The organism is Vibrio sp. E150_011 (assembly GCF_053544015.1).
Genome location: NZ_JBHFOL010000012.1, coordinates 30,058 through 56,424, shown reverse-complemented (window position 1 = coordinate 56,424; position 26,367 = coordinate 30,058). Strand labels below are relative to the sequence as shown.

The 26,367-nt window shown below is 43.7% G+C and carries 23 protein-coding genes; 15 read left to right on the top strand and 8 right to left on the bottom strand.

Annotated elements, in window-relative coordinates; all coding sequences use genetic code 11:
* Nucleotides 1-47: 47 nt before the first annotated feature.
* From ACE1OE_RS17045 to ACE1OE_RS17030, 4 genes are all read right to left on the bottom strand, one after another.
* Nucleotides 48-527: a hypothetical protein gene (locus ACE1OE_RS17045; RefSeq protein ID WP_372062559.1), complete on the bottom strand. Its 480-nt coding sequence runs from the start codon at nucleotides 525-527 to the stop codon at nucleotides 48-50.
* Between the two features lie 111 nt (nucleotides 528-638).
* Nucleotides 639-1,139, bottom strand: a complete 501-nt coding sequence (locus tag ACE1OE_RS17040) for a hypothetical protein (protein ID WP_449211758.1) — start codon at nucleotides 1,137-1,139, stop codon at nucleotides 639-641.
* Between the two features lie 3 nt (nucleotides 1,140-1,142).
* Nucleotides 1,143-1,598: a hypothetical protein gene (locus ACE1OE_RS17035; RefSeq protein WP_372062556.1), complete on the bottom strand. Its 456-nt coding sequence runs from the start codon at nucleotides 1,596-1,598 to the stop codon at nucleotides 1,143-1,145.
* 558 nt (nucleotides 1,599-2,156) lie between these two features.
* Nucleotides 2,157-3,179, bottom strand: coding sequence for a helix-turn-helix domain-containing protein (locus ACE1OE_RS17030; RefSeq protein WP_449211757.1), 1,023 nt, complete (start codon nucleotides 3,177-3,179; stop codon nucleotides 2,157-2,159).
* Nucleotides 3,180-3,462: 283 nt separating this feature from the next.
* Between ACE1OE_RS17030 and ACE1OE_RS17025 the strand changes: the two genes are divergently transcribed.
* The 4 genes from ACE1OE_RS17025 (at nucleotide 3,463) to ACE1OE_RS17010 (ending at nucleotide 8,156) form a co-directional block, all read left to right on the top strand.
* The gene (locus tag ACE1OE_RS17025; RefSeq protein WP_449211756.1) at nucleotides 3,463-4,611 is read left to right on the top strand and encodes an HlyD family secretion protein; all 1,149 of its coding nucleotides are present in this window, start codon (nucleotides 3,463-3,465) and stop codon (nucleotides 4,609-4,611) included.
* Nucleotides 4,601-5,665 (top strand): DUF2955 domain-containing protein, encoded by a 1,065-nt coding sequence (locus ACE1OE_RS17020; protein ID WP_449211755.1) that lies wholly within the window; start codon nucleotides 4,601-4,603, stop codon nucleotides 5,663-5,665. Before ACE1OE_RS17025 ends, ACE1OE_RS17020 begins: the two co-directional genes overlap by 11 nt.
* Nucleotides 5,666-5,741: 76 nt before the next feature.
* Nucleotides 5,742-7,505 carry a phospholipase D family protein gene (locus ACE1OE_RS17015; protein ID WP_449211754.1) on the top strand — a complete coding sequence of 588 codons (1,764 nt, stop codon included), beginning with the start codon at nucleotides 5,742-5,744 and terminating at the stop codon, nucleotides 7,503-7,505.
* Nucleotides 7,506-7,661: 156 nt separating this feature from the next.
* Nucleotides 7,662-8,156 carry a hypothetical protein gene (locus ACE1OE_RS17010; RefSeq protein WP_449211753.1) on the top strand — a complete coding sequence of 165 codons (495 nt, stop codon included), beginning with the start codon at nucleotides 7,662-7,664 and terminating at the stop codon, nucleotides 8,154-8,156.
* A 124-nt stretch (nucleotides 8,157-8,280) separates the two neighbouring features.
* On the opposite strand, the gene ACE1OE_RS17005 is transcribed toward ACE1OE_RS17010, so the two are convergent.
* From ACE1OE_RS17005 to ACE1OE_RS16995, 3 genes are all read right to left on the bottom strand, one after another.
* Entirely contained in the window at nucleotides 8,281-9,054 is a 774-nt protein-coding gene (locus ACE1OE_RS17005; protein ID WP_449211752.1) for a hypothetical protein, read from the bottom strand.
* A gap of 112 nt (nucleotides 9,055-9,166) precedes the next feature.
* Complete coding sequence (locus ACE1OE_RS17000; protein WP_449211751.1) at nucleotides 9,167-10,060, bottom strand: mechanosensitive ion channel family protein; 894 nt, start codon at nucleotides 10,058-10,060, stop codon at nucleotides 9,167-9,169.
* Between the two features lie 13 nt (nucleotides 10,061-10,073).
* Entirely contained in the window at nucleotides 10,074-12,422 is a 2,349-nt protein-coding gene (locus ACE1OE_RS16995) for an ATP-binding protein (RefSeq protein ID WP_449211750.1), read from the bottom strand.
* A gap of 250 nt (nucleotides 12,423-12,672) precedes the next feature.
* Between ACE1OE_RS16995 and ACE1OE_RS16990 the strand changes: the two genes are divergently transcribed.
* Entirely contained in the window at nucleotides 12,673-14,265 is a 1,593-nt protein-coding gene (locus ACE1OE_RS16990; protein WP_372062547.1) for an ABC-F family ATPase, read from the top strand.
* A gap of 115 nt (nucleotides 14,266-14,380) precedes the next feature.
* Here the strand turns inward: ACE1OE_RS16990 and ACE1OE_RS16985 are convergent, their stop codons facing one another.
* Nucleotides 14,381-15,205 (bottom strand): formate dehydrogenase accessory sulfurtransferase FdhD, encoded by an 825-nt coding sequence (locus tag ACE1OE_RS16985; protein WP_449211749.1) that lies wholly within the window; start codon nucleotides 15,203-15,205, stop codon nucleotides 14,381-14,383.
* A gap of 153 nt (nucleotides 15,206-15,358) precedes the next feature.
* On the opposite strand from ACE1OE_RS16985, the gene ACE1OE_RS16980 reads away from it, so the two are divergent.
* The 10 genes from ACE1OE_RS16980 to ACE1OE_RS16935 all read left to right on the top strand — a co-directional run bounded on the left by ACE1OE_RS16980 (nucleotide 15,359) and on the right by ACE1OE_RS16935 (nucleotide 26,176).
* Nucleotides 15,359-15,868, top strand: coding sequence for a DUF3305 domain-containing protein (locus ACE1OE_RS16980; RefSeq protein WP_449211748.1), 510 nt, complete (start codon nucleotides 15,359-15,361; stop codon nucleotides 15,866-15,868).
* A complete protein-coding gene (locus tag ACE1OE_RS16975; protein WP_449211747.1) occupies nucleotides 15,858-16,586 on the top strand; it encodes a DUF3306 domain-containing protein in 729 nt (242 codons plus the stop codon). Before ACE1OE_RS16980 ends, ACE1OE_RS16975 begins: the two co-directional genes overlap by 11 nt.
* Before the next feature lie 293 nt (nucleotides 16,587-16,879).
* Nucleotides 16,880-18,544 (top strand): 4Fe-4S dicluster domain-containing protein, encoded by a 1,665-nt coding sequence (locus tag ACE1OE_RS16970; RefSeq protein WP_102470122.1) that lies wholly within the window; start codon nucleotides 16,880-16,882, stop codon nucleotides 18,542-18,544.
* Nucleotides 18,545-18,555: 11 nt separating this feature from the next.
* A complete protein-coding gene (locus tag ACE1OE_RS16965) occupies nucleotides 18,556-19,179 on the top strand; it encodes a TorD/DmsD family molecular chaperone (RefSeq protein ID WP_102470123.1) in 624 nt (207 codons plus the stop codon).
* Between the two features lie 91 nt (nucleotides 19,180-19,270).
* Nucleotides 19,271-19,486, top strand: a complete 216-nt coding sequence (locus tag ACE1OE_RS16960) for a twin-arginine translocation signal domain-containing protein (protein WP_102470124.1) — start codon at nucleotides 19,271-19,273, stop codon at nucleotides 19,484-19,486.
* Between the two features lie 10 nt (nucleotides 19,487-19,496).
* Nucleotides 19,497-22,352, top strand: a complete 2,856-nt coding sequence (locus ACE1OE_RS16955) for a formate dehydrogenase subunit alpha (protein WP_449211746.1) — start codon at nucleotides 19,497-19,499, stop codon at nucleotides 22,350-22,352.
* 11 nt (nucleotides 22,353-22,363) lie between these two features.
* Complete coding sequence (gene fdh3B / locus ACE1OE_RS16950; RefSeq protein WP_102470126.1) at nucleotides 22,364-22,972, top strand: formate dehydrogenase FDH3 subunit beta; 609 nt, start codon at nucleotides 22,364-22,366, stop codon at nucleotides 22,970-22,972.
* Between the two features lie 12 nt (nucleotides 22,973-22,984).
* Nucleotides 22,985-24,043: a formate dehydrogenase subunit gamma gene (locus ACE1OE_RS16945; RefSeq protein ID WP_102470127.1), complete on the top strand. Its 1,059-nt coding sequence runs from the start codon at nucleotides 22,985-22,987 to the stop codon at nucleotides 24,041-24,043.
* A 16-nt stretch (nucleotides 24,044-24,059) separates the two neighbouring features.
* A complete protein-coding gene (locus ACE1OE_RS16940) occupies nucleotides 24,060-24,491 on the top strand; it encodes a hypothetical protein (protein WP_449211745.1) in 432 nt (143 codons plus the stop codon).
* A gap of 464 nt (nucleotides 24,492-24,955) precedes the next feature.
* Nucleotides 24,956-26,176 (top strand): ammonium transporter, encoded by a 1,221-nt coding sequence (locus tag ACE1OE_RS16935; protein WP_372062541.1) that lies wholly within the window; start codon nucleotides 24,956-24,958, stop codon nucleotides 26,174-26,176.
* The last annotated feature ends 191 nt before the right edge of the window (nucleotides 26,177-26,367 follow it).

Genomic DNA, 26,367 nt, shown 5'->3' with positions numbered 1-26,367 from the left:
GATACACCTCAATAGAGTCACACCGATAGCGCCACCTGACAACGTCGCTATCGGACACACTCTGTACTCCATTCCAGACGCATAACCAACTCGCCAGCAGGTATTAGCGACTCATCTATGTTAATACGCGCTTTGATGCGGACGATTTGGTCTTCATTTAGTTGTTGTTTTTCGATAACAACGCCGTCGCGCCAGTAGTCAATATCACCTTCTATGACCTGGGGAAATTCGACTTGAAATCGAATACGTGACGAGGGAATGCGAGAAGAAATGTCACCAAAGTCCGCATGCTTTAATTTCAAACGAATACGGCCTTGTTTGAGGTTGTTTTCGAGTCTCAATAGGCTCTCTTGTCCGGTATAATCTTGACCAAATGCCAACTCACCGCCACTCTCTAATACCTCGACACCACAATGCTCTCTAACGTGACCGCTAAAGCGCAAATCCCCGGATGGTGCGTTAGCATAGCTCAATGACGAGTAGGCCCACATCAGTGCAGTAAACAACATTATTATTGTATCTCTCATTGTGTGTTACACCATAAGTTGAATATTGAAATCTCGAATCGCTCGATTAAGCGCAAACGCTGAAGGCAAGGGATGGAATGACAATATGTGAGACTTTCATAGCCACATTCCTTACGAAATACAAAACGCTGTCCATTGTGTTTCAAGCACAATGTCATTCTTTGCGACGGCATCTGATTCATCAAGTGATACTTTGGCCCTGATATCAAGCTTTTGGCCGCCACCTAGGTCGTCATGATCGAATGTTTGTCCTATAAACCAAGTATCGGCGGAGCCTTCTTTTTCTGTCTTGCCCGATACTTTGAAATAGAACTGTTCATTAGTCATAGTCGCTAGGAAATCATTATTGTCATAGTCGAGGTCCGTAAGCTGTAGGATGACTTGACCATCATGACTGTTGTTGACGATTTTTATTTTCGCTGCGTCTTGGCCATAATCACCAAACCCCAATGTACCTGTGTTTTCTTCCACTTCTATGCCACATTGAGATTCCACATTGGCTCTGAAAAAGACCTCACCCGTTTCGTCGTCAGCCGAAAAACAAGCCGTGCTGGCAAATAATGACGTCATTAATACTGCACTTTTTACATTAAATACGTTGTGTCGTTTCATGCCTTACTCCGAGAATGATGTATTGGTTTGTTTCATTTTCAGCAACCGGTGCTTTTCTGCTTCAATTTGAAGAAGCTTGAGTTCGTGCTCTGCTTGAGCGAGTTGCTCTTCTCTTTTGCGTTGCAACATTTCATATTGATATAACTTGGTACAATCAATTCGATCCTCGCCACCAAATTGAATGGTAACGGCGGCATAAACGCCGCGATCATCTTCGTTGTAATAATTGTGGTAAGGATCATAGCCACTGCCGTCGTTATACTGATCGTCTACACCACTGCTGCCGTAAGTCCCAACTTGAAAGGTTTTTCCTGTTGAGACGGCTTGCTCGCACGTTGCTCCGCCCGTCGTCCTAATTCGGTCCGTTCCAGATGGGTTGGATACCGAAGGGATAGGGTTTGAAAACGCACTGTGTGAAAATATCAGCAGGCCCGCGCTAATTATGCGTCGAGTATTCATAATCAATACCTTTTAAAGGTGAGCTGAGTGCATACTTCATAGGTATTTGGCGAGTCCGATACCATTTTCGTGCACACGTATTTTCGTGATGTTTTGCCCGCAGGAGTATTGACAGTGATATCCAGATCAATTTCTTCATTAGGTCTTAATGGAATTTTGCTTGGGAACTGTTTGTCGTCAATGCGCAAAAAATAATTGGCATTCTTACTTGAGCGATTAAGTAATGTGAACTTGACTTGTGTTTTATCCGAATATGATTCGAATGATGTATTTTTCCATTTATGTACATTTGCACTGGCTGCGAAGGATGCAGTTAAAACAAGCAAATAGAAAAATTTTAGGATTAAGCGCATTTTCATCACTCCCGTGGATAATAAAGAGGACGAATGTTAAAGCGATTGAATGGATTTTAATTACCATTTTATGCCAACGAAAGAGATTAGCGCTTTTGATCTAAGCTCGATACAAGGTGTTGAGACATTAAGTATTTCGATAGGCGTTAAGAGTAGAGTTGTGTCGACGACATACTGAGTGAAGAAATATATCGCCACTACAAGACTAAGGAGTACGATTAACTTTATTTAAACTAAGGATGGTTTTTTGATACATTTTTGGCGTTAAGCCACTGATTCGCTTGAACGAGCGAGAGAAATGAGAGATATCTGAATACCCTAATTGGCTGGAAACATGGGTGAGTGATAATTCTTCGCCCATCATCTCGACAGCAACGGTAAACAAAAGGTTGTCTTTTATTCGTCGAAAGCTTGTGCGTTCTTCATTTAACCTACGTTGCAGTGTTCGCGGACTCATTCCTAATAAAGCTGCAGATTGCTCAAGCGTGAGATTATGTTCGCGCACGTACGGGAGTAACGACGTGAACACTTTATCGGTAAAATTGGCGTGCCAAGTAATTAGCGGTTCTTGGCGTTTAATATCTTGGCTTGATATTACGACGGGTTTGGCGAGAATCTCGTCTTCTAATAACAAAGCCATTTTATCGTTACCAACAAAATATTGAATGTTGTCACCAATTGTTGCGTTAAATACATCGACGTTTGTCGACTGAAGTTTAACTTGTGATGGTGTCCAGTCTGTTTTTGTTAACGCTCGAATGAATTCGATGCCATACATCAATGCAAACACTTCTGACCAAGCATAAATGTCATCATCTTGAAACGGTTTGTGACGCCAATACCATGTACGTCCATAGGCCGTCTCAATGCCTGTCTTAGTACCAATGGAGTCGTATTGATAGATTGCTTCTGATGATACTAGCGCATCATTCACGGTTGAAAAGTCTTTAAAGGCACCTAAGAGTTTTGGGATCAGCTTTTGCCTAATTGCAACCCGAAGGAGTTCGCCAAAATTTACAGTTCCCAACTGATTTGCCGATAGAAAAAGTAAACGACGTAAAGGCTCAACAGGTAAGAATTCATTGTCTAAGTCATGTAGATCGGGTGGCAACCCTGATTCTTTAATGAGCTGGTGGGGGTCATAATCGTGTTCGGCGAGCAGTTCAATGATAATTCTGGCATAACCAGATTTGATCATAGGGACCTGCTCGTCAGTCGAATCGTTCATATCAAATCCTTTACGAAAATATAATCTAATAATCGGCCGAGTGGCGGAAAATGGCAAATTTTTCATGTTAGTTCTTTTTAAAATTAAGCCATTAAGGTTTTTTTCGCTTTGTACGAACTAAAAAACAAAGCCTAATAAAAAGTCCCATTATTCAATCGATTAACTATCTAAGTTTCGTGTTTTGGTCTATATCTAATCTTAAATAGACAAACGATAACTGAGCAGTGAATGTGCTCACTGCACTATAGAGTGTTGTCTTTGATAGTGGTGACAAGGAAGGAAAATGAACGATAAAATCGATTCTGAGAAAGAGACTCAAGCAAAGTCTATTGAAAATACAAATGATGGCGCTGGCCCAACCAAGGATAACAGCCAACAACGAGTCAAAAAGATCACCAATGTATTAGTGGTCGTCATTGTTTCGTCAGTGATTTTCAGTATTGTGTCAGATCGCATTATCCCATCGACAGACAATGCCCGAGTGAAAGGTTATGTTGTTCCGATAAAGCCCCAGGTGTCTGGTCAAGTGACGGATATCCTGGTAAGGCCAAACCAGCTCGTATCACAAGGTGATGTATTAATTACACTTAATCCCGTGGACTACGACATTGCCGTAAAAAAGGCAGAGCAAGAACTTGAGATTGCTGGACAGAACGTCGGTGCTCAGACTGCGTCGATTGCCTCTGCACAAGCAAGGCTAACCAGCGCCATTGTTGAAAAAGATAACGTTGAGTTGCAAACACGTCGAGTGCTAGCGATGGCGGAAAAAGGGGTGATATCCATCGCTGAAGCGGATAAGTCACGAGCAACCTTGGCCAGAGCACGCGCAAATGTCCAAAATGCGAAGGCAGACCTAGACAAGGAAAACAAACAACTGGGTACTTCGGGACAGGAAAATAGCCAAATAAAAGCAGCGCTATTAGCGCTTGAAACCGCGCAGTTAAACAGGGAGCGAACAGTCGTTCGAGCGCCCACTGATGGTGGCGTATCAAACTTTAGCCTATCTCAAGGGTTTTATGCATCAGCGGGCCAACCTGTGATGACATTTGTCTCAACAGAGTCTATCTGGATAGAAGCGTATTTTAGAGAAAACAGCTTAGGCAATATTAACGCCGGTGATGAGGTAGAAATTGCGTTGGATTTTGCGCCTGGAAAAGTGATAAAGGGCACCATATCGAGTGTGGACTGGGGCATCGATTGGGGACAAGATAACCAAGCTGGAAAACTAGCACAAGCCAATAACCAAACTGGCTGGCTACGTCAGACTCAAATGTTACCGGTGATGATTGAATTCAATACCAACGATACGACCGGTCAGCTTCGGATTGGCGGGCAAGCTGATGTTATTGTGTACACGGGTGACAATACGATATTCAACACGTTGGGTCGATTGTGGATCCGGTTTGTTAGTTGGATGTCTTATGTCAGATAGTGAATCACTCTCCAAGCAACCTTGCGTATCAAAATATGATGCGCGAGAGGTTCGCATTATTCGATTCACATTGGGGGTGGGTATCGCCACTTTTTTAGCGGCGTGGATTGATTGGCCACTCGCGTTTATTGCACCAATATTTACGGCAAAATTTTTATTTGAAAAGAAGACCATGAACAGTGGCATTGTTTATGAGTTGTTGCTGGCGATGGTAGCAACGGTGGCTATTGGTATTACGTTAAGTTTGGGTTTTTCTCAATATCCTATTCCACTTTTAATAGGGGTAGGGGCGTTGATGATTGTTGGGTATTTTTTATTTCTCGATCCTAAGTGGAATTTATTTGCGACTATTTTATTAATGGCTATTTTAATGTTGCCATTTATGGCAATAGAGAATCCAACAGTGGCCATTTTTCTCGCTTTAGGTTTGAGCCTTTCAGGCGCAGTTTCCGTTGGGATTTTTGCTGTTATGCATATCTACTTACCTGAGCATAACGGTGAAGTGAAGGCGGACCCTAGCGTATCTATGACCGATCATTTTCGATGGTTTTCCGCACTTAGAGCCGCATTAATAGCGTTTCCTGTCGTGTCCATCTTCTTTGTTTTTCAGATATCAGAGGCCTTATTGTCGATGATTTTCATCGCGTTACTTTCGCTAATGATTACTGGAGAGAAATCGGTCAAACTTAGCGCTTTTTTACTAATGAGCAACGCGATTGGCGGCGTAATCGCACTCGTTGCATTTAGTGTGATGGCACTGGTACCAAATATTGTGTTTTATACTTTATTCATCACCTTATTGGCGGTTTTGGTCGGTAGCAAGATGATAAACGAACCCACAAAAGCCCCCATTTACTCAACAGCGTTTAACACAGCATTAGTTCTTATCGGAACCACAATGATGAGTTCAGGTGTGATAGACGAAAAAATGTGGATTCGACTGACGTTGCTGGCGGTGGTCGCGGTTTATATGGTAATAGCGGCTTTCTTTGTAGAAACGAGACAGTGGCAATGGCTGAAGTTTAAAGGCGAAATGATGAAAGCGGCAAACTAAAAGCGATGACCAGAAGGGCATCGTGAACCAACGCTGTTGCTGGTGAGTGAACATAATCTAGTTGATAGGAACTAACATGTGGAAAGGAATCTCAGTCGTACTATTGTCAGGTGTCGTTCTTGGGTGCACCTCTAATGCGCACTTACCAACATCGTCTGGTGACAACTGGACGAATGAACATATGGAATCTAGACGTTGGCGAGAACCAAACGAACTTAATAGCGATTACCTCAAGTTAGCTTCTGATAAACTTCTACCCGTACAAAATGCCAATGTAAAAGTGGTCGGAACACAACCATCAGACGCGATTAATAGCCTAGCAAGCAAGATATATTTGATTGAACAAGCTAAACATACCATCGATTTAACCTATTACATTTTTTCGGATGATTTAGTAGGAAAAGCGACATTAGGGGCTTTGTGTGAAGCGGTCCAACGTGGGGTGGATGTTAGAGTGATGGTCGACAGTTTAGGCTCTTACAGCATGAACAATGGCCATTTAAAAGGCTTGATGCAATGTGAGAAAGAGGCGGGGTTTGTCACTGATCAACAAGGTGCACCAACGACACAAAAGGCACGTGTACAAGCGGTGGTGTTTAATGCGTTAACAAAAGGCGATTCTAAATGGAACCATCGTTCACATGACAAACTGTTTGTTGTCGATGGTGCATACAATGAAGAAGCGTATGCGATAACAGGTGGACGCAATATGTCCGTTCACTACTATGGCATTGATGAAAAAGGAGAACCTGATCCTACGGCGTTTCGTGACATTGAAATTATTGTTCGCCCAATGAGTAACGCCACTGAGCATCAATCGCCAACACTATTAAGTGAATACTACTTTACGGTGTTGTTTACTAAACCTGGCAATAAAAAACTCAACACCTGGACAAGCTATAATCGTGACAAGCAGATCATCTTAGAAGCGTTGGCCACGATAAAACAACTTCCTGATTTTAATAGAGCCTATCAAAATATTGACGCCTATCTTGCACACGGTTATTACCCTACGGAAACCAAATTTGCGCATGAACTTGATAACCTCAATGCCACCGACGTTGTAAGCAAATACTCGACAAATAAGAAAGCAAACGCAAATTCAATTAGTGGGATCTTAGCGAAAGTTGCGCACACTAAAGACGACGTCAAAACGGTCAAAATTGTGTCGCCGTATCTTTTCTTACAATCGGATTTGTTTAAAGACGAAGGAGTGATGGCACGAGATTTAAACACCACGATGGCTTGGTTGGATCAAGATCCTGAGCGGAATATTGAGGTGATTACTAACTCAGTTTTGACGAGTGATAATTTCTTTACACAAGCTGTTATTGATATGCATACGGCGCCAACAATGTTAATGATGGATGATGCGGCACAAGCAATTTGGCTTGATAGTGATATCAAAAAAAATGAACAAAGCCCCGCGTTTTTGGAATCAGAGGCATGGAAAACCATGATTTCTCACCCCCAAGTTACGTTTTATCAATTGGGTAAGCAAGACTCGGTGCTTCTTGGTGGCGAACAACATTATGGTAAGTTACATGCAAAATTTCTTATCGTCGATGAGAGTGCGTTTGTTGGCACCACGAATCTGGATTTCCGCTCACTCTTATATAACAACGAAATGGGGTTCTTTTTAAAAGGAGATGGCGTTGTCAAAGAGCTCAATCACCAGTTTGAACTTATCAAGGCAGATTCGCTAGAATGGGGCAGTGCTGAATGGCTTGAAATGAGACGTAAGTTGCGAGAAACAAGCGGCGCCAAGGCCAATACATCAAGCAATCAACGCGAAATTTATTCTTTGTTAGAGGCCACCGGGTTAACCTACCAATTTTAAAGTTTAAAGTTTAAAGTTTAAAGTTTATTTGCTAGTGCGGAGTGTAATAGAAAAACACTCCGTGTCGTAAAATGATAAGTAACAAGGATTACCAACGAATAAGATACACCAAGCTTTTAATTAAGCTTGGTGTATTACTATTTAGAGGCAATAAATTTGAAAACCAAATTACTTTTTTTGACGACCGTATTAGCGTCGGGCACTGCTTTGGCAAATGCTGACGGAAACAACAAGGTATATTTTGATACACAAATTGCTCATCAATGTGGCGTGTCGGTAACGGATGAATCTGGAACGATTGGCGACTACAATCAAGCAACAGGGTATAGCGCAGAAGATGATCCGGCCAGCGCCGATATCATCAATAACGCCAGAAAATCGGTGACAGTATCGACAACGGTTGATTACCAAGAGGGAAGTCTTACTGATGAAGATAAAAACCCATTGTTCAATTGGACGGTTGTGGATACCAAAAGTGGCCAAATGATCGATAGCGGTATTTTAGAAAGTGAACGCTTTGCTTTTGATGTTCCAAGAGTTAAGAACGCAACGAATATTGAAATCTATGTCAATCAAAATGGTGAAGACAAGCTAACCGCCGGTACTCATATTGTTCAGTTTTCAATGAATGTTGTCTGTGCAGGCTCATAAGCTAACGCTAAATTGTGAGGCATGATTATGATTATTAATTATCGAATACAAGATATCGAAGAGCTTTGGCTCCATATCGATCTGGCGACGTATCTCCAAACTAAATTAAGGTATATTTCGTCGGTTAAAAACTGAATGCCCAGCCTAACATAGGGCCCTTTTGAGTCACATCGACCTCAACCGGGCCTTTATTACTATCGGTCGTATTTTGGATATTTAGGTAACGATAGCCAAACCAAATATTGTTCAATTTACTTAACCGGTAGGTACCCGCTAAGTTGATACCACGATTGACATCATTGTCACCAACAACACTGGTGTCTACCGTCAAACTAATCCCCCAATCTTCGTTGAAGCGATGCTGATATTTGAGACCAATCAGCCAATCAAATTGATGCCCTTTAGCGACAATCGTACCACTTTTGTCATTCCAAAACGGGCGATCGCTATTGGGGGCCACATCGACCTTGATATTGCTGTAGGTGTGGCGAACACCGGATAACAATACAAGTCCTTTGGTTACCTCATACCCACCGAACGCATCATTGAGCGACATCTGAGCATCTAACGCTATATTGAAGCTTGGTACAAGGATACCCGCTTGTGTAGATGAATCGTTTTTTACATGCAAATAGTTCGCCCGAATGCCAAACAACCATTTATTCTTTTGAGCGTAAAAGTCACCCATTAAACCAAAATGGAGATTATCCACGATATTATCAAAGGGAATATCGATATTGACCTTGTCACCTGCGGGCCCCGTTGTACCCGTAATGCTCGGTGCCCAAATCATCGGGAAAACTAACAAATACTGCCATTCGTCACTTTTGCTGTTAGAAAGAGCCATCTGGGACGTAAATAATAATGACAAAATCAGGCCCCATTGAAGTATGCGCATGGTTATTCCTTTAATTATGCGTGATGTAAATACCGAATTTATGTCATATAGACATTAACCCCTGCGATAGCGTCTAGTTTCAACAACGTGAGTCATTCGTCGACGTTGCCCGTTAATCTTGCATTCGATTGGTGCTATGCACGGCGATTTGTGGCGCATCAATGTTATGTTTACGAAACTCGTCAATCACTCTCAAAGTGATATCGGTTTCGAATAGCTTTTCATAGGCAGTATCGACAACATAGGCTTTGCAGGTTAGTTGAACCGCAAGGTAATTGTCCGTGATGGTTTGTTTCACTAGCACTGTCACTGGCTTGGGTAGGTGAATATAACGGCTTGAAGACGCCGCTTCTTGAATCAGGTTTCGAGCCTTTACGATGTCTTCATTCATTCCAACATAAAATGGAATCACCACTTGCATGTCGAGTGCACCGTAGTTACCACTGACCGTCACCTCATTTAAAAACTTGTTGTTTGGGATCGTAATGATGTCATCATTCAGCGTTCGCATCCTCACTGAGCGCAATCCGATGGTGGTAATGTCACCGTAATTACCCTCAAACGTGACGCGGTCACCTACTTGAAAAGGGCGGTCAATCATTACGGTTAGCCCTGCGATAAACGATGCCGCTAAGTCCTTCAAGGCAAACCCCACGGAGACCGCGAGCGTGCCGCCGATAAGCGCAAGAATGTGGTCATTAATGCGGAAACTGAGCATGAAGACGAGTAAACCTGCAGTCATGTAGATAAAAAACTGCAGGAACGATTGGAATTTTTGCAACAGCATTCGATATTGAACAAACTGTCCACCAATGCTATCCACCATTGAGTTCATGAATTTTATTAAGATCCAAGTTCCCATTATGATGAGCACACTAAAAATCACACCTGACCAACGAATCAAATTGGTAAATTGTGTAATGTTTTCAACCGAGGCCATCGTATCTTCGCCGTATACGACACTTGGCGCTAACAGAAGGGCGATGACAGGAATACACTTTTTCATAAATATAACCCTTTTATTTAACCAGTAAGTGTTGACGATCAAGTACGTTAGTAATGTGTCTGAACCAATGGTCGGACACTCTCGCCTTGTCTTCCGTCCACTCAATGTATCCTCGGCTTTGAAAGTAACGCAGTGTCCCAATAACCTCAGAGAGGGTTAATTGGGTACAGTCTGAAAGGTCATCAGGTGACGCCGCTTCGAGTTGCACAATTGAACGCAATATTGCGAGCATAGGTTTCGGCATTTTTTCGAGCTCTTCTGATTCAGGGGCGTGGAAGAGGCGAACGACCACGCTGTCGTCCGTTTTATTTCTTCGAAGTGATAAGCGAAAGAATCGTAGAGCAACCGTTGGGTTACCATCTGAATAGTGCCAAAGAATACGGTAGAAACCTTGTCGAGCACGTTCTTCCTCTGTCTCACTGTCGTTATCCCATTGCTTTGGGACGACCAGCCCGTCAAAGCTTAATGGATTGTCAATTTCTCGATTAATCCGCGTATCAAGTAACTGCTGAACTTGGGTTTCATTCCAGCGAGGTAAAAAGGCCACCCAGTCGAAGAGCAGGCGCTCGCCGCGAGCGCGATCGACGAATCGCCAACTGGCTTTTTCAATAGCAAACACTGCGCGATGGTTTTTCTTTGAACGACGCAGTAAATTTGTAAATCTGATCAAATCATTCAATCCACCAACCTTGGGTTTGACAAGCCTTTGGCAATTATCAATAGCAATGAGGTAGGGGATCTCACTCTTGCGCAAGAGTGTCAGGATTTTTACCTCACTGGTGTCGGGTTCTAAACCTAAGCTAATGGCGAGCTCGGTCAATAAATCGTTATATCCCGCGAGTGGGCAATTAATATAAATAGGTTCGGCGTTTTTCGTTCGATGAAGTAGTTGCTTAAGTAGACTTGTCGCGCCAACCCCTCGTTCCCCAGTGACAACGCATATTGCTGGGTTATCGGTGAGCAGGTACTGAGAGAGTTGTTTTATTTCGCTTTGGGCATAATCAATCAACGGACTCGTTTCGTTACCTGGCAAGATAAATTCAAACGCCTCATTACCTTTAATACGGACTAGATTTTGGTCACCGTTGGTACTTGTTTGCTTCGCGACTTCTATCTTAAATAAATAAGTAAGCGCCTGATTGAAAAACGCATTGCGCGATAGCAATCCTATCGTTCGGTTCTTAAGGTTATGAAAAGTAAGCCAGACTGTCGCAATGGCTGTGGCGATGATTCCCAGTAAGAAAGCATCTTTCTTTCGAGATGCCCAAACGATGATCAATGGCTTCTCGGTGACTCGTTCAAGTGAACGGAATACTGTTGGTTTCCACATTACTATGACGGTTAGCGTTATAAATGCGAACCAGAAAGAAAACGCGCTGACAATCCAATAGTAAATGGTACCTTTGCCGAGTGTTTCTGATGATATTTGCAGCACGACACCAGCTAAGATAAAGCTCCAAACATAACGACGAATGGTAGACAGACGCAAGGCAACAATTTCTGGACTCGACGCCAGGCTATTACGGTGAGCAAACTCAAGAATGAAGCTGATGGCAATCGATCCTCCTAACACCCACCACGTAAATATCTCTAAATAAATTAGGTGTTCTAAAGCCTCAATAGTGGTTAAAACTCGCAGTGACAGCGTGATTGCTATTAACCATGCGATGGCTCGGCTTGCACGGCCAATGTACCAAATAAGTCGGATCCAAATAGGAGGATTCGAGATGTTAGAAGTGACATGATTTTTGAACTGCTCAAATAAACGTTTTTGATTGGCAAGCCACCACATCAATAATGAATAGATAAAAAAGACTTTTATCCCAGCCCAAATGACTGGGATAGGGGAAATGAAAATCTCTTTTATCAGCGTCTTTAAGCTGATGAATTGCAAAAATGCAAAATATTCAACATTGAGGGTGGTAAGTTTAAGCTCTTGTTTAAACTGAGTGACACCATCTGGACCAAAGCCGGTGAGTTGTTCTCGAGTTCGCTCGGACGCCAAATCAAGTAAACGTTGTTTGCTATGGCTGAGGCTTACTAACGAGAGGTAGCGGCTTTCTACAACAAGCCATCGTTCTTCTTTATTATCGGTGCTCTCACGGTAGGCATTCAGCGCGTTATCAAATGCGACTATTTCGTCATCCTGCAAGTCGAGCGCAACAGACAACAGTTGACGAATTTTATTTCTATCATTTGCAGTTAAAAATAACGAACTCGGAAAAGAAGCCACTTCTTTATCTAAGTCGATGGCGCTTTGTGAAAGTACGGGTGTGCTTTCATCTTGGTAATCCCATTTGGCAAATGCTGAAGCGCACCCAAGGGACAGGAATAACGAGAAAAGGAGGATGAGCTTTTTCATGATTCTGCACACTGCCTGTAACTGACTGTAAAAATTAGTATTGTCTAACGCTATATAGTGTAGTTAGCCTAAACGGACTCTGCTCGTCTTGGCTGTAGAAAATTGAAAATGCGTGAATTTTGCATTGGAAATGATGAGTTAATCGCCGGTTTGTCAGTAAAAGCTTTAGTGGTCATTACTTTGCTGCTTGCAACCAAGGCAAACTTTATGTACGGTTGCGCAGTTTTGTTCATTCTCAAAGGTAACGCTTGTGCTCTCAACCGCTAATATCACTCAACAGTTCGGTGCAAAACCACTGTTTGAAAATATTTCAATCAAATTTGGTGACGGTAACCGTTATGGCCTAATCGGTGCGAACGGCTGTGGTAAATCCACATTTATGAAAATTCTAAGTGGTGAGCTCGAGCAAACCAGCGGCACAGTTTCTTGCGATCCAAATGAGCGCGTTGCTAAATTGAACCAAGACCAGTTTGCTTATGAAGAGTTCTCTGTTGTTGACACGGTTATCATGGGTCACAAAGAGCTTTGGAACATCAAGAAAGAGCGCGACCGTATTTATTCTTTGCCAGAAATGAGCGAAGAAGACGGCATGAAAGTCGCGGATCTTGAGGTTGAGTTTGCAGAACTTGACGGTTACATGGCGGAGTCGAAAGCAGGCGAATTACTGCTAGCCGTGGGTATTCCACTTGAGCAGCACTACGGTTTAATGAGTGAGGTTGCACCAGGTTGGAAACTACGTGTTCTATTGGCTCAAGTCTTGTTTGCAGACCCGCATATCATGCTTCTTGATGAACCAACGAACAACTTGGATATGGACACCATTCGCTGGTTGGAGCAAACGCTTAACCAACGTAACTGTACGATGATCATCATCTCGCATGACCGTCATTTCCTAAATAGTGTTTGTACACACATGGCTGACTTGGATTACGGCGATCTTCGCGTGTATGCGGGTAACTATGACGAATACATGTTTGCGGCGACTCAAGCTCGTGAACGCCTACTGTCTGATAACGCCAAGAAAAAAGCGCAAATTGCTGAACTTCAAACGTTTGTTTCTCGTTTCTCTGCTAATGCGTCTAAAGCTAAGCAAGCTACGTCTCGAGCGAAGCAAATTGATAAGATTCAACTCGATGAAGTGAAGGCGTCAAGCCGTCAAAACCCATTCATTCGTTTTGAGCAAGAGAAAGAACTGTTCCGTAATGCATTAATTATTGAAGATCTTTCTAACGGCTTTGACGAAGTACTATGGTCTGATTTTAATGCTATCTTCGAAGTGGGAGAGCGTGTTGCTATCATCGGTGAGAATGGCGTGGGTAAAACCACCTTGTTGAACACATTGTCTGGCGCGGTAGAACCAAAATCAGGGACGTTTAAATGGTCTGAGAACTCAAACATTGGTTACTACGCACAAGACCATGCTCATGATTTTGCTGAAGATCTAAACCTAACAGATTGGATGGGACAATGGCGTCAAGAAGGCGACGATGAGCAGGTTGTTCGTAGCTTCCTTGGCCGTATGTTGTTTAGCCAAGATGACATCAAAAAGTCAGTGAAAGTCCTGTCTGGTGGTGAGCAAGGTCGTATGTTGCTTGGTAAATTAATGATGCATAAACCAAACATGTTGTTGATGGATGAGCCTACCAACCACATGGATATGGAATCTATCGAATCACTTAACTTAGCGCTTGAAAACTACAAGGGCACGTTGCTATTTGTTTCGCATGACAGACAATTTGTATCCTCATTGGCGACGCGTATCATTGAAATCAAAGACAACAAGATCATCGATTTTAAAGGTACGTACGAAGAATACTTAAAAATGCGTGGTGTAGACGCGTAAGCGTTGGAATGAAGCTGATTCACTAAGCACTAAGCACTAAGCACTAAGTACAAATACAAAAAGAGGCAGCCAATACCATTGGCTGCCTCTTTTTTAATCGATAAAGACTTGTCTGTTATTGATTGCCCTTCACATCAAAATCGATCTTATCGCTGCCAGTAAATACTTGGAAGCGCATGCCTTTCGCTCTCGCGATGGTCGTAATGCCGAATTGTTGAGCTAAATCTAGGCCCATCTGTGTTACCCCAGACCGAGAGAGCAGAACGGGAATGCCCATCTGTGCGACTTTAATCACCATCTCAGAGGTGAGTCGTCCGGTCGTGTAGAAGATCTTATCATTACCGTTTTCCTCATTGACCCATAATTCACCCGCCAATGTATCGACGGCGTTATGTCGGCCCACATCTTCAACAAATGACAACACTTCATTGTTGTGACAAATCGCACAGCCGTGAACGGCCCCTGCTTTTTTATAGGTGTCGTTAAAGTGAGTCAGTGCCTCTAATGTGGCATAGATCTGTGACTGCTTTAGTGGTGTTTGCGGGACTTGATAGCCATCAAGTTGCTTCATCACATTGCCATACATTGTGCCTTGGCCACAGCCAGATGTGACGGTTTTCTTCTTAAGTGCTTCTTCTAAAAAATCGGTGTTTTCATTGGTTATCACAGCGGCAGAATGTGTTTCCCAATCGATGATTAAGGACTCAACAGAGTGCGGATCGGATAAAAACCCTTGGTTTTTTAAATAACCTAGTACCAATGAATCCGGCCGCGAACCGAGGGTCATGAGCGTAACGATTTCTTTCCAATTGAGCATGACGGTAAGGGGGCGTTCGCAGGCAATTTGTTTGACGAGTTTTTCACCATATTCGTCGACGACCTCGACTTCCATCGTCTGCAGAGGGTTTTCGCTTGTTCTAATGATATTTGGCTTAACCACGCATCGTGTCCTTTTTCTAGGGTAACTTATCTAGTGTAGCGCCTTGTAGGATGAGCTTGTTAACTTCATCCTGTTGGCTTGATTATTGCTTCGTAATTAGGAATTAGCAAATGAAATGAATTAGCAATTTAAGTGCCAATGTGGGGACGCTGAATGAATACACGCAATGATGTAGAAGTGAATACAACCGGTGCCACTCCAAATAAAAACAGAGCGTTAGAGCAAGCATCGCGAGAAAAGAATGAAAATCAATGGCCGTTACAGATCCGGGTTGTTGCGGTAGAAAAACAAGTGGGAAGGTGGACGACCACCCAGCGTGAACTGAACGGATTTGGACTAACGAATGTCGATCTGAATAGCCCTCATGGTTTACTCGAACTCCATCGTGATGAACGGACTGATTATCGCTTTAATCTCAGTTCCAATAGCCCAATGATTTTTGTTGTGTTCGACAACAATGACGAATCTGATGTCACGCCAATCGTTGTGACGGCCTCGCAAGGTGTCGCGGGCTCCTTTATGGATGGCGACTATTTAGTCTTGTCTCATGCGATGCCATTGGCCATACAGGCGTGGATGGAAGCCTTTATTGGGCGCCATGGCGAACTGCTGGAGGTACGTCGCAAGAAGCGTAAGGGAGCGGGGCGTTCTAGTGAAAAATAGTTTTATTTCTCGTTGGTCGCAACGCAAACTCGACTCAGAGCAAGAAGAGAACCTCTCATCTCATGACGTGGCTAATGAGGTGGTTGAAGCAGACGGTAGTATGCATGATGCTCCGGAATCATCTATCGAAACACAAGGCCCGGCTTCAAGCGCGACGGGTGTGGACGAGGAGGCGCTGAATAACAACATAGATTTAGACGATAATGCAGAGTCAGCACTCGATGATGATGTGGCCGTTGAATCTTTATCTATGTCAGAATTAATGTCAAAAACGGGACTGGATAAAGCCGCCAAAAAGGCGGCCCTAAGAAAGATGTTTTTGAGCCCAGAGTTTAATGTGGTTGACCGCCTTAATGATTATGATCATGACTATGCCTCGGTGAAGCCTTTAGCTGCGGGCGTTGCTGATACATTACGTCAATGGGTTAATAAGGTCGAGGAGTTGGATGTTGACGAAGTAGTGGAGGAAACCGAGACTCAAGCTCCTGAGCTTTTAGACGATTCAGACGACAAGGATAACGCTTCATTTGAAGGTGATCACGCTGACGAAAGTCGTCCGTTAAAGGGTGATAACAGCAACAATAGTAACAGTAGTACCGATAACAACAGTAGCAACGATAACAACAGTGACGCGCATGCTACCGATACGGAAGGCAATGAAATCTTAATATCAGATGATCCGTCACCGTCGGTTGGTGCTGTTGATCGTGAGCGTTAAACATTCATAAAGAGATGCGCTGGCACTATTAAGTACTTGATTGAGACAATATTTACCACACAAAAAATAGGTACATTTTGTCTCAGTCGCTAAATGATATAACTAAGACAAAATGTCTCAATCTAGTTCCTGTCTCCACGTAAAGCTGCGCAAAGCGGTGTTCTCATACGATAATTATTCAAAATCATTGTGTTTTAAACATCAATCCGAGTTGGAACAAAAATTGCAATTTCTTACGGAATGGCGAAAAACGCCAAAGCTATGGGGCAAAGATCCCTGCACTGGAAGACGCAATGATAAAACAATTATTAAAAGAATCGACAACAGCAAATGGAACCGCTCGCCTCTATGCTTTTGAAAACACCGTAGAGCTTGCCAATCTCATCCCACCGACCGTGAGCTATGAAAGCCACGGTGATACACTTATCGTTGGACCTACGGCAATTATCACCAGCACCGCCGAACAGCTTAGTAGCATGCATTCGTTGACCCTATTGTCGACAGATGGTGTGCCAGCACCAGAGCAATCCAACCTATACTTCGCTGACAGCGTAGAAATTTCAGGCTTTCTAGGTACGTTCACCGTCAATATTCAAAGTAATCAGCAAACCCTCAATCTCGCTGAAGTCTCAGTGGGAAGAGATTGTTTTGATATCGTTCTTGATCACACCTTGAATGGATGCATGTCGGAGCAAGTACCTGTCCCGGGCTTTTATCCAGTAGGGCGTGGTTATCCAACACTAGCCGAAGCGCTTGAGGCAATTCCAGACCTGATGGGCACGTTTGATAAGCCTAAATACTTTCGCTTGGATACGGATTTATGTGCGCACAGTTCGAGAGGCGTAAAAGGCTGTGAGCGCTGTGTGGATGCTTGCCCCGCGGGTGCGTTATCAAGCGAAGGCAATGACAAAATAGGGCATAAAATTGAAATCAACCCTTATCTTTGTCAAGGCGTGGGGACATGCGCGACAGCGTGTCCAACAGAGGCAATTCACTATGCTTTGCCAACGCCACAAGAGACACAAAAATTTATTGAACGAACACTTGCGAATTATCATAAAAAAGGTGGTAAGGATGCCATCATTCTTATCTGCAGCTCCCGCCATGAAACCTACAATGTAATGGCATTGAAAGTCTTACCAGATAACGTGATCCCCATTGTCGTTGAGGAGCTGCCATCGGTAGGAATGGATACTTGGTTTGCTGCCTTGGTCAACGGGGCTACACAAGTCATGTTCGCCGCCAGTCGCCATATGCCAGAGACGATTCAAACGGTATTAAACCGCGAAGTGGGTATGGCGCAGTTGTTGCTAGAAAACTTAGGGCTTGCGAGAGAAACAATCGATGTTTTATATCTAGAGTCACTCCGAGAAGGCCTACCTACGTTAGTCACTCAACCGCTGAATTTAATGTTGGGCGACATCAAAGGTGATAAACGCGAAAGGCTGTACTTTTCGTTAGACGCGTTATCAGCGCAACATGCTCCTGTCGAAACAATACAACCCCTTCCTTCTACTGCGCCATTTGGTTCTGTTATCTGTGAGACCAGCAAATGCACCCTATGCATGGGTTGTGTTGCGGTTTGTCCTACTAAGGCATTACACAATACCGGTGATAGACCTGCGCTCGATTTTATTGAACAAGATTGTGTGCAATGTGGCATGTGTGAAAAAGCGTGTCCGGAGTCTGCACTGTCATTAACACAGCAACTTAATTGGGACATGGAACAACGCCAATCGGTTGTCGCTCTTCACGAAGAAAAAGCAGCGGAGTGCTTGCGTTGTGGGAAAGCTTTTGCACCACAGTCTATGATTACCATGCTTCAAGAGAAGTTACGCGGTCACTCACATTTTTCTGACGAGATGTCATTACGCCGTATCGCGATGTGCGAAGACTGTAGAGTCGTGGATGTATTTGAAGCGATGGCCGAAAATCCAGAACAACAATTGAAAATCTAGGAGTCGAGATGATGGAAGAGCAACATCACGAAATACGCAGCGATATCTATCTTCTGCTTTCGACGTTATGTCGTCAGGCTCCAGATCGAGATCTATTGGAATTTTTAGCCAGTCTTGAAGTAGAGACTGGCATCAACGAAATGACCACTGCTTGGCTAGCGTTATCTCAGGCTGCCAAAAATGCGGAAGTCAGTAGTGTTGAAGATGAATATCAAGACATGTTTGTGGGTATTGGTAAAGGTGAAATTGTACCATTCGCTTCTTGGCATTTAACCGGTTCGTTAATGGAAAAGCCACTCGCATTAGTTCGTCAATCTTTAGCGGACTTGGGGCTTGAACGCGAAGACACAGTAAAAGAGCCAGAGGACCATATCGCAGCGTTATTTGAGGTGATGGCGGTATTGATTGATCAAGATGACAACACCGAAGCAAAAATATTTTTTAATCAACACATTGCGACGTGGTACGACGCACTTTGTCGCCAAATGGAATCAGCCCCAAGCGCTCAATTTTACCAAGCTGTCGCTGTTTTGATGAATGCATTTCTTAATGTGGAGCAGGTCGCGTATGCCGTGAGCCCTACCTCGACTAAGACAAAAATGAAAATCGACGTAAAGAACATCACTACCAAATAATTGAATAACGTAAACATACTGGACTAAGTAATTCAGCTTACTAGAGATACACATACTCAAAGAGTAAAAGTATCCACTAAGGGAGCAATATATGAGCAAGCAAAAGAAACAAGATGAACAGGCTCTATGTAACGAGAGTCGTCGTAATCTACTTAAAGGATTTGCGACAGCCGCAGTTGCCGGTGCAGTGATAACTGGAACCGCGCACGCTGCCACTAATGATGCTGTAGAAGCACCGTTAGATGAGAAAAAGAAAACAGGTTATCGTGAAACTCAACACATCAAAGACTACTACGACACACTTTAGGAGCGAACCGATGAAACTGACTAAACGCTCCAATACTGTGAGCACACAAGAAAACAAATTAGGTATCAGCCGTCGTACTTTCATGCGCAGTTCAACGATTGCTGCCGGTAGTGCTGCTGCGGGTGCCTATATGTTTGCACCAGGCATGATAAAAAAAGCAGAAGCAAAGTCTGTAGATGCCGACGCAAAAACGGAAATTAAGCGCACGATATGTTCTCACTGTTCTGTGGGCTGTGGTGTCTATGCAGAAGTACAAAATGGTGTTTGGACAGGGCAAGAGCCTGCGTTTGATCATCCATTCAATGCCGGTGGACATTGCGCAAAAGGTGCAGCACTGCGCGAGCATGGTCACGGTGAGCGCCGACTTAAGTACCCAATGAAGCTAGAAGGCGGAAAATGGAAAAAACTCACCTGGGATGAAGCCATTGAGGAAATTGGTAGCAAGGTACTTGAGATAAGGGAAGAATCAGGACCGGATTCTGTGTACTGGCTTGGAAGTGCGAAACATAACAACGAACAAGCCTACATGTTTAGAAAAATGGCATCACTGTGGGGCACAAATAACGTCGATCACCAAGCTCGTATTTGTCACTCTACAACCGTATCTGGGGTTGCAAATACCTGGGGTTACGGGGCGATGACGAACTCGTTCAATGACATGCATAATTGTAAATCTATGCTATTTATTGGCTCCAACCCTGCAGAAGCGCATCCTGTCGCTATGCAGCATATCTTGATCGCCAAAGAAAAGAATGGTTGTAAAATTGTTGTTGCCGACCCTCGTCGAACGAGAACCGCCGCAAAATCAGACCATTTCTGTGCATTAAGACCAGGTACAGACGTCGCCTTTATTTGGGGACTACTATGGCATATTTTTGCGAATAAATGGGAAGACCAGGAGTTTATTCGCCAACGTGTGTTTGGTATGGACGAGATTCGTAAAGAAGTCGCGAATTGGGGCCCAGAAGAAGTAGAGCGTGTTACGGGTGTCAGCGAAGCTGACGTCTATAAAGCGGCTAAACTGCTTTCTGACAACCGCCCGGGCAGTATCATTTGGTGTATGGGTGGTACTCAGCACACGACAGGAAACAATAATACTCGTGCTTACTGTGTGTTAGAACTGGCGCTTGGTAACTTGGGTAAATCTGGCGGCGGTGCCAATATCTTCCGTGGTCACGATAACGTTCAAGGCGCAACCGATTTAGGGGTGCTTTCACATACGTTACCTGGCTACTATGGCCTAGCGGATGGTTCTTGGAAGCATTGGGCTAAAGTGTGGGACGTGGATTACGAATGGGTCAAAGGACGTTTTGACCAGAATGAATACCGTGGTAAGAAACCAATGAATAATATGGGTATTCCCGTATCTCGTTGGATCGATGGCGTTTTGGAAAACAAAGACAACATCGAGCAAAATGATAACATTAGGGCAATGTTCTATTGGGGTCACGCGGTCAACTCACAAACTCGTGGTGTCGAAATGAAATCGGCCATGTCTAAACTCGACATGATGGTGATTGTGGATCCGTATCCAACGCACGCGGCAGTCATGAACGATAGAACCGACGGTGTTTATCTATTGCCCGCAACCACGCAGTTTGAAACCTATGGTTCAGTCACTGCATCGAATCGCTCGCTACAGTGGCGTGATAAGGTCATTGAGCCACTATTCGACTCCAAGCCCGATCATGAAATCATGTACCTGTTAACGCAAAAACTTGGTTTTGCTGACCAATTGTTCAAGAACATTAAAGTCGAGAATAATCAGCCGTTAATAGAAGATATTACTCGAGAATTTAACAAGGGTATGTGGACTATAGGCTATACCGGACAAAGCCCGGAACGCTTAAAGGCACACCAACAAAACTGGCATATTTTCAATAAAAACAATCTCGTTGCAGAGGGTGGTGTGGCAAACGGAGAAACCTATGGTTTACCTTGGCCATGTTGGGGTACTGCAGAAATGAAACACCCAGGTACCCATATTCTTTACGATACGTCGAAGCCTGTCGCAGAGGGCGGTGGTAACTTCCGTGCTCGATTTGGCGTGGAATTCGAAGGCGAAAGTTTACTGGCTGAAGACAGTTATTCGTTAGGGTGTGAAATTGAAGATGGTTACCCAGAATTCACCGATAAGCTGATTAAACAGTTGGGTTGGTGGGGTGATCTAACACCAGACGAACAAACCGCAGCAGAAGGTAAAAACTGGAAGACTGACTTATCTGGTGGCATACAACGAGTCGCGATTAAACATGGCTGTATGCCTTTTGGTAATGCCAAAGCGCGTGCGATTGTTTGGACGTTCCCTGATCGAGTGCCGCTACACAGAGAGCCATTGTATACCCCACGCCGTGATTTGGTCGTTGACTATCCTACTTGGGATGATAGTGAGTCTATCTACCGACTACCGACACTTTACAAATCGATTCAAGATCAAGATAAGTCGAAGGAGTATCCGATTGTTCTGACGTCTGGTCGATTGGTTGAATATGAGGGGGGCGGAGAAGAAACGCGTTCCAACCCTTGGCTTGCAGAACTGCAACGTGAAATGTTCGTCGAAGTCAACCCGAAAGATGCGAATGATATCGGCTTTAAAGATGGCGATATGGTTTGGGTCGAAGGTGCAGAAAAAGGACGAATTAAAGTTAAAGCACTGGTTACACGTCGCGTGAAGCCCGGTTTAGCTTTCGTTCCATTCCACTTTGGCGGCAAATTCCAAGGTGAAGACCTTCGTTCCAAATATCCAGAGGGTAGTGATCCTTATATTCTTGGTGAAGCTGCAAACACCGCCACAACCTATGGTTATGATCCGGTAACGCAGATGCAAGAAACTAAAGTCACCCTTTGTAACATCAAGAAAGCGTAAGGAGTCATAACATGGCTAGAATGAAATTCCTTTGTGACACCAAACGTTGTATTGACTGTAACGGCTGTGTCACAGCATGTAAAAACGAAAACGATGATGCACTTGAGTGGGGTATACAACGCCGCCGAGTTGTTACGTTAAACGATGGCGAACCTGGTGAGAACTCTATCTCGGTGGCATGTATGCACTGTACGGATGCGCCTTGTATGGCCGTTTGTCCTGCTGATTGTTTTGAGCATACCGAAGATGGCATCGTGCTGCATAACAAAGACTTGTGTATTGGCTGTGGCTACTGTTTATTTGCGTGTCCGTTTGGTGCCCCTCAATTTCCTAAGCAAGCGTCATTTGGCGAGCGTGGGAAAATGGATAAGTGTACTTTCTGTGCTGGCGGCCCTGAAACTGAAGATAACTCAGAAGAAGAGCGCGCTAAGTACGGTGCAAACCGTATAGCGGAAGGCAAGTTACCAATGTGTGCATCACTTTGTTCGACTAAAGCGTTGCTTGCAGGTGATGCAGAAACCGTGTCTGACATTTTCCGCCAACGTGTTGTTGAGCGTGGCGCAAAAAATGCGGGTTGGACCGATGGCAACGATCTTTCTTATGACGCAACAAAGAGCTAATGGAGAGCATGTATGCTAAGTACGCTTAGAAACCAAGCTCTTGCAATGCTGCCATTATTGGCAGCATTGATGCTGATGTTGTCGTTTGCAGTCAAAGCAGAAGAGAGCAAAAATGACAAGGTGGTCCAAAGTGAGATGATCCAGTTAGCTGGCGCTGATTATTGGCGTGCAGTTAAGGAAGGGGTAAAAGGTACAACAACCTCTGCGTCACCAGAACATGGAGTACTCATTAGTACTCCGGGTGAAACCTGGTTCATTTTAAAAGAGAAATGGATGTCGCCTGCAGCAGCTGTCGCCATTTTTGGCAGTATCGCAATGGTAGTGCTGATGTACTTTATTGTTGGTCCGCTTAAACTTAGTGCGGCGAGGACAGGTAAAAAAATAAGGCGATGGTCTCGGATGGACCGTGCACTTCACTGGAGCATGGCGTTTACGTTCTTAACCTTGGCTTTTAGTGGCTTGATGCTTGTTTACGGTAAGCATTTTATGAAGCCTTATGTTCCGACAGAGTTATGGGGTTGGACGATTTACATCGCTAAGCAATACCATAACTACGTGGGTCCATTGTTCTTCATTTTATTGTTTGCTGTGCTGTTTAAATGGTGGAGGAAGTCCATTTTTAATAAGACAGACATGCAGTGGTTTATGAAACTCGGGGGCATGGTTGGTAAGCATAAAGGAAAGCACCCATCGGCTGGATTTTCTAATGGTGGCGAAAAAGCAATCTATTGGTTGTTGATTTGTTTTGGTGCCGTTGCCGCAGTGAGTGGACTCATTATGGATTTCCCAATATTTGGCCAAACTCGCCGTGATATGGAATTGTCGAACTTGGTTCACATGTTCTCTGCGCTAATTCTGATCTGTGGATTCGTATTTCATATTTACATTGGTTTATTCGGTATGGAAGGGGCCCTCGAAGGAATGGTCACGGGTGATGTCGATGAAACATGGGCAAAAGAACATCATGATTTGTGGTATGAGGAAGTGAAAGACAAGCAAGGCCAAGAAACTGAGGCCATGGGTGATTCACGAGCAACCTCGGCAACGAAACCTGATGAGAAACTGACGTAAAGGAGTGTCTGTTATTATGGACCAACATCATAAAGGTATTTGGTATGCGTATATCTTGAGCCTGTTCACGCCATTTACACTGCTTCTTTCGGGTGTCATTGCGATTATTTATGCTGGATATCGGTTGGACAAAGGAGAAGATGGTGAGGTGGTCAATTCTCATTATTATGGTTTGATACGCACGTTTTTTCTTAATCTAACATTCTTTGTCGTTCTTATTGTGACAGTGGCAACCTCTAACGGATTGCTAAAAGGTGTTACGCATTATTGGTACCAAGCGACCTGGATAGATCAGTTAGCACACGTCATCCCGTATGTCGGGATGTTGTTTGCGGCGGTTGCTATTGTTGTTTGGATTATCAGAATGTTCAAAGGCATGAGTATGCTAAAGCAAAATATTCCTTTGACGTTTGACAAAGGACCGCAACTTATCGATACAACACAATAAATGTGATTGGATAAGATTTGCCATTACGAAGGCTCCATTTAAATGGAGCCTTTTTCTTTTCTAAAAGTATGTAACGCTAAGTTGGAGCGTGGTGTTATTAGTAACATTTAATATGATGGCATTTGAGGTGGTGCATAGTAACGGCCGTCGATGCAGTACTAATACGTTTTAATTAGCAACATATAAAACAAAGTTGCAACAAATCGGTGCGCCCTATATTGGTGCTTTTCACCATCGAGGTGCAACCGGATGAGTTGGTGTCACTCTCGCGAGTCTGTTATTAAATAATAAATTCTTTAATAACAGTGCATTATGTTAATTTTGTCAGCGTGTACTTTTTGGAATGGATTTTGCTCTACTAAACGAATGCTGGTTGTGGTCACCATTATGGTGTGGTCACAATAAGATAGAGCACAATATTAGTGCTTATCAGGATATTTTTCGTTTAAAGGAGTAATTGATACATGACCCCTTCGGTAGAACAGGTACATGGCGCCGTACAAACCCTCACGCAAAGTTCAGATACATTGTTCCTGTTACTTGGTGCCATCATGGTATTTCTGATGCACGCAGGATTTGCATTTCTTGAGGTTGGAACCGTAAGACACAAAAACCAGGTAAATGCTTTAGTCAAAATCCTTGCGGACTTTGGCGTGTCTGCCATCGCTTATTTCTTTATAGGTTATTGGGTCGCATACGGTGGAACCTTCTTCGCAGATGCGGAAACACTGTCGCAAGGTAATGGTTATGAACTGGTTAAATTCTTTTTCTTATTGACGTTTGCAGCGGCAATTCCCGCGATTGTTTCTGGGGGTATTGCAGAGCGCGCGAGGTTTTATCCAATATTATTGGCAACGTTCTTTACCGTAGGACTGGTTTACCCGTTCTTTGAAGGGATGATTTGGAACGGAAACTTTGGTTTTCAAGGCTGGCTCGAAACAACGTTTGGAGCAGGCTTTCATGATTTTGCTGGCTCCGTTGTTGTTCATGGTGTTGGTGGTTGGATAGCATTGGTTGCCGTCCTATTTTTGGGGATGCGAAGGGGCCGCGTACGTGCTGGTAAACATACCAACTTTGCACCGTCAAACATTCCCTTTCTTGCTTTAGGTGCTTGGATTCTAAGTGTGGGTTGGTTTGGTTTTAACGTTATGTCAGCGCAAGCGCTAGAAGGTATTAGTGGCTTAGTGGCGATGAATTCACTGATGGCAATGGTAGGTGGCATTTTAGCAGCACTCATTGTCGGCAAAAATGACCCAGGCTTTATTCACAATGGACCGTTAGCAGGTTTAGTGGCAATCTGTGCTGGTTCGGACTTAATGCACCCAATCGGCGCTCTTATTACCGGATCAATTGCCGGCGCGATGTTTGTGTGGGTATTTACCTATATTCAAAACAAAACGAAAATTGATGATGTGTTAGGTGTATGGCCACTGCACGGTTTATGTGGAGCATGGGGTGGTATCGCGGCAGGTATATTTGGTCAAAGTGCCTTAGGAGGCCTAGGTGGGGTGAGTTTAGCGGCTCAACTAGTTGGAACGCTTGCTGGTATTGCCGTTGCTTTGGTTGGTGCATTTATGGTTTATGGTATTTTGGACAAATTAACAGGCCTTAGACTGTCTGAAGAAGATGAATTTAATGGTGCAGATTTAGCGATTCATAAAATATCATCAACAAGTGAAGACTAATTGAATGTAAGCCTACTACATTAGTTCACAAGCGAATTGAGTTCTACTTGAAAAAATAAGCATCTTAAGATGCTTATTTTTTTGTCTCGGATTATGATTTTTACAAGAACAACGTGATTTAAAAGCCATTAACTTATTGAAATGTCGCACATTAGACTATGGTCTAAGGCGTAAATATAGGGCAGGTGTCT